Here is a 10,007-nt window from a genome sequence, read left to right on the forward strand (position 1 = left end):
TTTGTATGGAACACAACAACATCAATCCAATCAATCCGTCCCATGGCCATGACGACCCGAGGGTGCGGGACGGACGCGTGTTGCGTCATCTGCCCCCGGCCCGGGACCGCAGCGTGTTCGACCGCAACATGGCGATGATGCGCGCGCTCGAGGCCGGCGAACCGGTCACGCGCGTCGCGAAGCGCTACGGCGTGACGCGCCAATGGGTCCATGGGCTGCGCAGGCGCCATGCCGAGGAGGGAGAGCCGGGGCCGCTGCCGCGTTCGCGCAGGCCGCGCAGCGTGCACAACCGCACCAGCGGCGAGGCGCGCGCCCTGATCGTGCAGGTGCGCGAACGCCTGCTCGCCAGGGGCTGGGAGTGCGGGGCGCGCAGCATCCACGGCGTGCGCGGGGAACGCATGGGGCGCGCGCCGTCCGTCTCCACGATCCACCGGATCCTTCGGGACATGGGCCTGGTCGAGGCCGACCCCAGGAAACGGCCGCGCAGCTCGTATGCCAGGTTCGAGGCCGAGCTGCCCGACGAGACGTGGCAGTCGGATTTCACGCACTGGCCGCTGGCCGACGGCACGGACGCGCAGACCCCCGCCTGGCTCGACGACCACTCGCGCATGGCGCCCCCCGTCGCGCGTCACGGGCTCGGTGACCGGCGAGCTGGTGGCGCGCACGTTCCTCGAATGCTGCGCCGAGCACGGCACGCCCGCCGGTCGACGGCGCGGCGCCCCACCGTGCACGATCCGAACCTGACCACCGACCCCGAACGCTCCACCGTGAGACGCAACGGCACGGTCAACCACCACCGCCCGGGCAGATCATGGCAGCTCCACATCGCCAACCAATACGCCGGCAGCCAGGTGGAGACCATGGTCATCGACGGCAACGCGGTCGCCGTCCTCACCGAGACCGGCGAAATCATCCACGACCAGCCATTCGACACCAACAGCCACTACCAGCGCAAAAGCACGAACACGCCGGCAACACGTAAACCGCCACGCTGACAACACGTAAAGCATGTGTCGAGACATACGTCAACTATGTCTCGACACATTACACGCACGAAAACCTCACTATGCGACATAAACCGCCAAGAATAGCGGTGTTTTCTCCACGCCCACGATGCACATTTCATGCAACATGAGAGAATCGGGACAATAGTCATTTCACTTACTCATGCCGATATATTCACCACGGTCCATAACAGACTGGCAACGTTGTCACGGCGTGTCGTCGCCATGCCAGACAACCAGACAGATGGAACGCCGCAATCCCCATATTTACCGTCTGCACAGTACGGTAGGAGGCAGCACTTTCCGGACACACGCAACAGCGCGAAGCGCCCGGAGAACCACACGCATCCAAGGAGCGCGCATGACGGCCACCACAATCAACTTCGTACGCCACGGCAAGGTCTACAACCCCAACCATGTGCTGTACGAACGGCTACCCGGATTCCACCTCTCCACATCAGGGCGGCGCATGGCGGAAACCACGGGCCGGTACATCGCGGCAAGCCCACAGCTCAACACCGCGACCGCCGTCTACTCATCGCCCCTCGACCGCACCCGCGAGACGGCGGACGCCATCCTGATCGAGCTGAACGCATTGCGCGCCGAGCGCGGGCAGGAACAGCTCGAACTACTCACCGACAAACGACTCATCGAAGCGGGCAACGAATTCCGCGGCAAGCGCATCGGCCACGGCGACGGCGCGCTGTGGAAACCGGAGAACCTCAAACTCGTACGCAACCTGTGGCGTCCCACATGGGGCGAAAGCTACCGGTCGATCGCTAGCCGCGTACAGGATTTCGCGCTCGAAAAAGTCGACGAGCATCCCGGCGAGCAGATCATCGTCGTCTCGCACGAATCACCGATCTGGTCATACCGGCACATGCTCGAAACCGGCCACCCCGAGCACAACATGCTGCTGCGCAAGACGGCGCTCGCGTCGGTCACCTCCATCACCTACGACAACGCGACGCACAACGTGCTCGGCATCACATACGCGGATCCCGTCGCGCGGGCCGAGGCCGCGCGCGCATGACAACAGACAGTTTTCCAGGAGGCACAACATGGATCGAAACAACAATGTGAACATCGAACAGATCGCGGCAATGCCCGCTGTACGGCAGGCGGCGCAGACAGGCGAGGAACTCGTGGAACTGTGGCCGCTCACAAGCGCCGCGCACATGGGCAACGACGCCCAGTATGCGGAGAACCTGCAGGTGCGGCTCAGCCGTACATTGGCGCAGGTCATGACGGGCGAGGCGGTCAGCATGCCCGACGCCGAGTTCGTGTACGAAGGTGCGGAGTCGATCCCCGGGCGGCCGCAGAGCATTGTTGACGCATTGCTCGCGGCGAACGATGCGCTCGACGGGCTGAGCGAACCCGAGACGCCGCAACTGCTCGAAACGGCGCGCACGTTGGGCATCGAGTGGGATGAGCAGACGCAAACGTCCGTGGCGAAGACTGTGGACGGAGCGCTGTCGGCACAGGGCAACGGACTGGACGGCAAACCGTTCGCGTGGCGGTTCGCCGCGGTCATCGCGTTGCTTGACGAACTCATGCATGCCGCACTGGACCAGACGGAAGCGCAATTGGGTGGCGCAGCGGCCCCGCATAGCGGCGGTGCGCCGACGGATCGCGTGATGGGCGTCGAACGGCTGGCGCTGCCGTTCGTGCCGTTCGCCAATGCATACGCGGAGGCGATCGGCGTGCCGGGCATGTTTATGACGGCCGAACAATACCACGGCATCGTGGCCGCCTACGCCACACTGAACGGCAGCACCGACGCCGAAGACAGCGCCGCCGTGCTCGCGCAGGTGCTGGGGCCGCTCGCCGCGGCGGAATGGCGCAAACACCGCGAAGACGTGTTGTGGGATCCGGCCGAGGCGAAGAAGCGCGCCAAGGAAGAGGATGAACGCAAGAGCAAAGAGGCCTTGGCCGCCAAGTTCGCGCACATCAAGGACGACCCCACCAAGCCCGAAGTGGAGCTGTAGAGGCGGAGGAGAGGCTGTCTGCGGCTAGGCCCTAGACACCAACAGCTCTCCTTTCCCATTCCCACAACCGCCTGTGACTACCACCTAGACACCCACGGCCGCCTACCCCTACTCCGATGGCAGTCCATGTCTACCTCCTAGACACATCCGTCTTTGTGCAGCGCGTTTGTCGCCATGGGCGGCACCACGCGGCGGGCAAACACCCGGGGCACAGGCAGTGGAGACGACTACAGTGAGGAAGGGAGCGCGGCACAATCCGTGCCGCCGTACGCAAGAATGCAAGGAGCAATCATGCCAGTCATTCACACCCATGTTTCCGTGCCGACCACGCAAGAACAGCGCGACACCCTCAAGAACCTCTTCGGCCAGGCGATCACCGCAGTGCCCGGCAAAACCGAGAATTGGCTCATGTGCCTGTTCGAAGACAATGTGCCGATGTACTTCGGAGGCTCCGACGACGCCCCGGTCGCGTACATCGAAGTGAACGTCTTCGGCACGTCCGTCCCGAAGAGCGCGTGGGAGAAGCTGACCCCGCAGATCATGAACGCCCTGCAAGACACGTTGAACGTGCCCGCCGACCGCACCTACATCCGCTACACCGGCACCGCCGACTGGGGCTGGAACGGCGGCAATTTCTGATATCCGCCCGCGAGCGCGGACGCAAGAATCCGCGAAGTTGTGCAGAACAAGCGAGGGGTGATCGTAGTATGCCTCGGAATACTACGACCCCCTCGCTTGTGTTCGACTGTTCACGCAGACACCAGCTGCTGCGCACGCTGATGGCTGATCCCCATGATCTGCCCAATCTCCCTATATGGCACACCTTCGTCATGCAACAAGCGCACAGCACCGACCATTGATTGATGCGCGCGCCACTCCGCTTCTTTTGCTTCGATTTTCAGTCGAAGCGCCTCTTCCACTTGACTCGGCAGATACATCTGCACTTCGATTTGTGGGTCCGGTTCCTCCGTCATGATCGAGATGAGATCTTTCGCCATTGACTCCACTTCGCCCAATGTGCGCGCTTGCGTTACGCGTTGAATTTGTGGAACCGAGATATTCCAATACTTGCCATCCGGTTCGATTTCTACGCGATAGATCATATCCACCACTCTTTTCCCAGTTTCTCTGCCGCTTCCTTGTAGATGCCCATGGCCATGAGATCGCCAATCTCATTATGCCGCGGCATAGGAATAGTCAGCCCGTCCAATTTCCAGATTTCATGATTACCGCCTTTACGCGCAGCGCGCATGTGCCGTCATCTTTCCGCACCAGTGTGATCGTGGCGACCCGCTTGCCGCCTTCCATCACGATCTGCGGGTCATCGAACTGGTTTGCCACAACCGAGGCGGGCAGCGGCACATCGTATTCCCGTGCAAGGTGTTTCTCACCGTCCTTGACCACGGCCGCATCCGCAAGATGCACGTTCAGGAAGAATTCGAGATCCGTGTTTGGTACCACATTGGGAACATTCTTCAACTCTTCGCCAATGAACGTCTCCCTCACCTGCGAACAATCATTGACCGCCACCGTGGCAATCAATCATTGACCGCCATACCGTATCTACACACAGATTAAGCGCTTAATGATCATTGTAGGAAAAATTGCCCACGAAAACAAGTAAAAGCGGTTCATGCATCAATGATGAAAACGTGCGCAAGCTGAAATTTCAATGATTTTAGCCATCTACCCTAGAACTTCAGTTCTTTTTTAGTTACATGAAGCCTTTAAGGGCTCTTCTCAAGTTAGTGTGTAAGGGCCGTGCTTCATCATTGCTTGTGTGATAGAAAAATTGAATGAGGAAACACGGCCTGAACCCGAGTTTATCGTGTTCGACCCCCAACGTTTCCTTGGTTTGGATGAGATGGGTCTTCGTGTGCTCTCGTGGCGGCGTCTTGGCAGGCCGGACGGCCCGGGGTTAAGGCAGATCAGGTGCGAGCCGGACTCGCACGACGCACGCTGGTGCCCCTCGTGCGGCGCGTATGCCAGGGTGCGTTCGTCGTGGCTGCGCACGCTGGCGCATGTGCCTACGGCGACGACGCGGTGCATCTGCTGGTGCGCGTGCGCCGCTACGAGTGCGTGCCGTGCTCACGCTCGTGGAGCGATGATCTTGAGGCGGTGGGCGCCGGCAGGGGCGTGTTGAGCGTGCCGGCGGTGATGTGGGCGCTGCGGCGCGTGTGCCTGGACTCGATGACTGTCTCGGCGTACGCCAGGCTGCTTCATGTGGCATGGGCGGTGGTCGACCGGGCGGTGCGCGAGCAGGGCATGCTGCTGCTCGAGCAGGCCGACCGGTTCTCCTCGGTGCGCGCGATCGGCGTGGACGAGCACGTGTGGCGCCACGGCGCGTTCGGAGACCGGTACGTGACCGTGATCGTCGACCTGACCCCGCGTTGCGACGGCAGGCCGGCAAGACTGCTGGACATGGTGCCGGGCCGTTCCGCCCAGGTGCTTCGCGAATGGATGCAGGCGCGCGGCGGCGAGTTCACAAGACGCGTCGGGGTGGTCGCCATGGACGCGTTCGCCGGCTGGAAGCAGGCCGTCGAATCCGTCGTGCCCCACGCGGTCGAGGTCATCGACCCGTTCCACGTCGTGCAACTGGCCGCCGCCCGCGTCACCAAGGTGCGCTGCCGCCTGCAACGCGACGCCACCGGCAGGCGCGGTGTCAAGGGCGACAGGCTCTACGACTGCAGGCGCGCCCTGCTGACCAGCGACGAATACCTCGGCGCACGCGGCCGTGCCAGACTCATGACCCTGTTCGCCATCCAGACCAACCACGACCTCATGCTCGCCCACGACGCCTACCAAAGGGTCATACACGCCTACCGGTGCGACGACCGGCGGCGCGGCGAACGCATGATGCGCGAGCTGATCGACGACCTGACCGGACCGGGGCGCTACAAAGGCTGCCGGGAACTCGCCTCCCTCGGCCGCGTGCTCAAAAGACGCATGCGCGACATCCTCGCCCTCTTCCGCCACCCCCACTCAAGCAACGGACCCACCGAAGCCATCAACGGCAGGCTCGAGACCCTGCGCGGCAACACCATGGGCTTCGCCAACACCACCAGCTACATCCAACGATGCCTCATCCACAGCAGCCAACTCAAAGACATCCTTACACACTAACCTGAGAAGAGCCTGTAATCAGGCTATGTCTGCGAATGCGCGATAATGCAGGACAATGCGCGATAATGCATGAATGGTTGATTTCGGGGCGTGAAATTACTGCGGAGGTACGGGTCTATCTTCCGTTGTCACCGGGAATACGCAGCCCGCCTTATTTGATTGGGTTTCAGTATTGTTGGGTTGCTGGTCGTCGGTCTATACGCTCCCCAATCTCGCGGTGACTCTGGACTGAAGCTCTTGCTCTCGCTCTAGCATCAGCTCGCAGTACGAGGCATAATCGGGAACCTCATTACCATTCGCGTCCCAGATGGATACATTAAGGCCAATTTTCGAGAGTTGCTTCTTCTGCAGTTGTGTTCTGTCGTCACCGTTGATGCCGCTGGGCACATGCAACGTCGTTTCTGAAATCGCCGTCCCCGTATCGCTGCCCGTTGACCTCGGCACATATGGGTGGAGATACAATCCGGTAGCGGCTTCAAACCGCATCATGTATGCAAGAACCTGCGAATAGTCGCCACCCAGAATATTTCCCTCGGGCTTGTACTTTGCGTCGGCGACCATGACGGCATCACCGTGTTCCAGCAGGAAATCCGGGTATATCGCACCGTTCATGCGTCCGCTTGCCGAGTTGTACAGCAGGTGGTAGTTGGCCTTATCTTCCTTGTTGCGTGGATGGATCACATTGCAGTCGATAATCCCCTGCAACACCTGATTCATATACTCCTCCCACAGCCACGCGCAGTCGAACAACACGCCATGTACGCTGTCGTCTGGAGTCTTTTTTGGATTCAATCCGCGTCCGCCCAGAATCTCGATGCATAGATGCTGCAATGCCAGATATTCCTGATAATACGCATGTTGCACCGGCCTGCGGATGTTCTCTGAGACCACCGCTTGGCAATCATATGGTGCATACCGTGGGGTGATCTGCCGAATCATGCGCACATCATTAATCGCCATCGGACTGCTGCCCAGAACGTTTGCGCCGAACTGCCCTTTGCCGGCAATATACTCCACGGTATGACGAATGAGTTCGGTCACGGGATTGTCTGCGTCATACTCGCGCCTGCTATATGCCACATTCCCCAAAAATGGTGTATTTTCACGCACATGACGAGCCACATCAATACGTCCGCGCGGGTGGGAATCGTTGTATTCATGTCTCACATATTTGCGGTAAATGCCTTTGCCCAAGGCTGCATGCAGGTACAGCGGGAACATCCAGATCAGCAATTGTTTCCATGCATCCTCCGGATTGCTGTTGAAGTCCAGATGCAGCAGATTGATATGCAGTACCCGCTCAACCATGTAAGCCAGGAACTGGTCTTCCCATAACGGGACAGGGTGCCCATCTGTATTTTTCGAGAATCGCGACGAGATGGATAACTGAATCTGCCCGTCGCCATTTCCGCTCTGCGGTCTGTTGTGCAGAATGCCGGCCAGATTGGTCGTACACACCACATATCTGCCGGCAGGCTTTCCCGCTGCGGCGTGCTCTGCTTGGATATCACGCGTGCCGTCATCGGCAGAGTCTCCGTCATTATCTCCCGCGACCTGCTCTTTGAGTCGACGTTCTGCAAGAATGTATTGATCGTCTGCGATGTCGCGCACATGCTCCCGCGAAAATACCAGCAGATTACTCTGCCCCACCGCTGGAATCTCAACGAGTGTATTTATGAAGTTGCGGAGTGCTCGTTGTCCGCCGGTGAGGGAGTCTTTCGAGGATTCGGCAAGCTCATAGGCACGGCTCAGACCATGATCGGCCAATCTGACTGACCCGTCGCCCCCGCTTGCGAGGAACCATAGCAATGAGGTGTTATCGGTGGCTAAGTAATTGATTTGACCGGGTTGGGCTGGATCTTCGACATAGGGCAACCATGTAGAAAACCTCGCTTCGTTATCAGGATTCTCCATTGCCGTCCTCGTCCATGTCATTCCATGCCTCGCGCAGACTTTGCATGCTTTCTTCCGCATCGGATGTGCCGCGCAGGTATTCCTCAAGCAGTGGCTTGACTTTTTGGGCCCAGGTTTCCGCCTTGGTCGCTGGATAGTCTTCGTCGCTGGCGGTGGCCATCTGTGCAAAATAGGAGGCGCCGAGTGCATAATCCGCATCGAGTGAGGGAATGTCGTTGCCGGCAATGGCCTCATTGATGCACTCCATCACAGTTCTCACCTTGCCTATCTGCTTGTACTGTGTGGTATCCGGAACGTCGCCAAATCGCAATGCGATGCTGTCTTTCCAAGTGATGTTAATGAAGCGGAAACGGCGGCGCATGGCAAAGTCGAACGAGTCGACGCTACGATCGATATCATTCATGGTGCCGATAATGGTTACGTTGGCAGGGATGTCAAAGCGATTACTTGGCGACCCGTCGGGGGTCTTCGCCATATAGTGTTCCTGGAATTCCTGGGTATGCAGATTGGCATACTGCGTGGTGATACCGACATTCCGATACCCTCCGTCAAGCAGGAAGAATAGCTCGCCGAAGATATTGGAAACGTCTCCGCGATTGATTTCGTCGATGAGGAAGTAATAGCGGTGCTGGGGGTGATTGCGGGCAGCTTCGCAGAATTCCATGAAGGTGCCTGCCTGCAGCGAGAATCCGTCGCCGGTATGGTTCGGACGCAGTCCCTCGACGAAGTCGGTGTAATCGTAACTTGGGTGGAATTGCACGAAGCCAAACCGGGGGTTCGTGTTCAACGTGGCAAAAAGATCGGTGTAGGAGTTACCGTTTGTATCTTCTCTGTATGATGCGAGAGCCTTCCGCAATTGTTGCGTGGCTTTGGAATCGTCTGTTGTGTCGGAGGCGATTTGCTCGGCGATGGCGCGGATGGCGTTGAAGGTCTTACCGGTGCCGGGCGCGCCATGGAAAATCACGTTATCGTGATTCTCAGCGGCATCGGAGATGAGCGTGCTGAATTTAGAGAAGGTGAGACTCCGTTCCGTGGCGTCGATATCGAACTGCCTCATGACGTCCATCAGTTGATTCTGGTGATCCATGAGTTCTTGCAGTTGTTGGCGCTCCCTATTGGTGATTTCGGGATTGTCGAGACCAAGGTTTGCGACCTTGAACACCTTCACTGGTTCTGAGAGTATTTGCGCGGCGAACTGCTTTCTGCTTTGGTTGCGTCCAATTTCGGAGACGAGCTCATCCAGTCTGCCGTCGCTATACCGTACATCGATGTTCACCCAGCCACGGTTGATGTAGGTGCTGCCCTGCCGCAATAGCTTGTAGCCGCCGTCAATATGCAGATTGATGCATTCGCCGTCGAGAGTGAAGACCCGGGTGAGCTCCTGCTTATCTGCAAGTAGTTCTTGGGGGATGAGACCGGTGTTCTTAAGGTAGGAAATGAACTTAGGATTGATCCCCGACCGAATGAACGTCGAGGCGAACAGTTTCCCCTCACACTCATCCTTGAAGTGTTCTTTGTTCGCCAGACCGTCATCGATAACCTTGGCATACACCTTCAGGATGGTTTTGAATTGTTCCAGCTTGTCCATGTGCAGATCCCCTTAATTTGAATTCGCCGTCGAATGATTCACATGGTAGCACTGCTGCAGGTGGAGAAGGCGTACTCGACACGGTAAAGGTGATAGTAGCATCTCCAAGCGTCCTGAAAATGCCGCAGATTCTTGTCGGTTGCTATGCCAATTCTTTAATGGCTCTTCTCAGGTTAGTGTGTAAGGATGTCTTTGAGTTGGCTGCTGTGGATGAGGCATCGTTGGATGTAGCTGGTGGTGTTGGCGAAGCCCATGGTGTTGCCGCGCAGGGTCTCGAGCCTGCCGTTGATGGCTTCGGTGGGTCCGTTGCTTGAGTGGGGGTGGCGGAAGAGGGCGAGGATGTCGCGCATGCGTCTTTGAGCACGCGGCCGAGGGAGGCGAGTTCCCGGC

At 58.8% G+C, this 10,007-nt stretch carries 8 protein-coding genes and 2 pseudogenes; 5 read left to right on the plus strand and 5 right to left on the minus strand.

Features of this window, described 5'->3' with window-relative positions; all coding sequences use genetic code 11:
- Nucleotides 1-5 precede the first annotated feature (5 nt).
- The 4 genes from BPSG_RS08260 to BPSG_RS02150 all read left to right on the plus strand — a co-directional run bounded on the left by BPSG_RS08260 (nucleotide 6) and on the right by BPSG_RS02150 (nucleotide 3,631).
- Nucleotides 6-995: a helix-turn-helix domain-containing protein gene (locus BPSG_RS08260; protein ID WP_051894169.1), complete on the plus strand. Its 990-nt coding sequence runs from the start codon at nucleotides 6-8 to the stop codon at nucleotides 993-995.
- 370 nt (nucleotides 996-1,365) lie between these two features.
- Nucleotides 1,366-2,037, plus strand: a complete 672-nt coding sequence (locus tag BPSG_RS02140) for a histidine phosphatase family protein (protein ID WP_026644267.1) — start codon at nucleotides 1,366-1,368, stop codon at nucleotides 2,035-2,037.
- Nucleotides 2,038-2,065: 28 nt separating this feature from the next.
- Nucleotides 2,066-2,992, plus strand: a complete 927-nt coding sequence (locus tag BPSG_RS02145; protein WP_026644268.1) for a hypothetical protein — start codon at nucleotides 2,066-2,068, stop codon at nucleotides 2,990-2,992.
- 291 nt (nucleotides 2,993-3,283) lie between these two features.
- Nucleotides 3,284-3,631: a phenylpyruvate tautomerase MIF-related protein gene (locus BPSG_RS02150; RefSeq protein ID WP_026644269.1), complete on the plus strand. Its 348-nt coding sequence runs from the start codon at nucleotides 3,284-3,286 to the stop codon at nucleotides 3,629-3,631.
- A gap of 110 nt (nucleotides 3,632-3,741) precedes the next feature.
- Here the strand turns inward: BPSG_RS02150 and BPSG_RS02155 are convergent, their stop codons facing one another.
- Together BPSG_RS02155 and BPSG_RS02160 are read right to left on the minus strand one after the other, a co-directional pair.
- A complete protein-coding gene (locus tag BPSG_RS02155) occupies nucleotides 3,742-4,095 on the minus strand; it encodes a hypothetical protein (protein ID WP_033502418.1) in 354 nt (117 codons plus the stop codon).
- A gap of 94 nt (nucleotides 4,096-4,189) precedes the next feature.
- A complete protein-coding gene (locus BPSG_RS02160; RefSeq protein ID WP_026644271.1) occupies nucleotides 4,190-4,534 on the minus strand; it encodes a hypothetical protein in 345 nt (114 codons plus the stop codon).
- 254 nt (nucleotides 4,535-4,788) lie between these two features.
- On the opposite strand from BPSG_RS02160, the pseudogene BPSG_RS02165 reads away from it, so the two are divergent.
- Nucleotides 4,789-6,115 (plus strand): annotated as a pseudogene (locus BPSG_RS02165) (ISL3 family transposase).
- 195 nt (nucleotides 6,116-6,310) lie between these two features.
- On the opposite strand, the gene BPSG_RS02170 reads toward BPSG_RS02165, so the two are convergent.
- The 3 genes and pseudogenes from BPSG_RS02170 to BPSG_RS08395 all read right to left on the minus strand — a co-directional run.
- Nucleotides 6,311-8,029, minus strand: coding sequence for a 5-methylcytosine restriction system specificity protein McrC (locus BPSG_RS02170; RefSeq protein WP_051592159.1), 1,719 nt, complete (start codon nucleotides 8,027-8,029; stop codon nucleotides 6,311-6,313).
- A complete protein-coding gene (locus BPSG_RS08265) occupies nucleotides 8,016-9,617 on the minus strand; it encodes an McrB family protein (RefSeq protein WP_051592158.1) in 1,602 nt (533 codons plus the stop codon). Before BPSG_RS08265 ends, BPSG_RS02170 begins: the two co-directional genes overlap by 14 nt.
- Nucleotides 9,618-9,790: 173 nt before the next feature.
- Nucleotides 9,791-10,007: pseudogene (locus BPSG_RS08395) on the minus strand (transposase); the annotation flags it as partial.

Source organism: Bifidobacterium pseudolongum subsp. globosum, assembly GCF_000741295.1.
Lineage (GTDB): Bacteria > Actinomycetota > Actinomycetes > Actinomycetales > Bifidobacteriaceae > Bifidobacterium > Bifidobacterium globosum.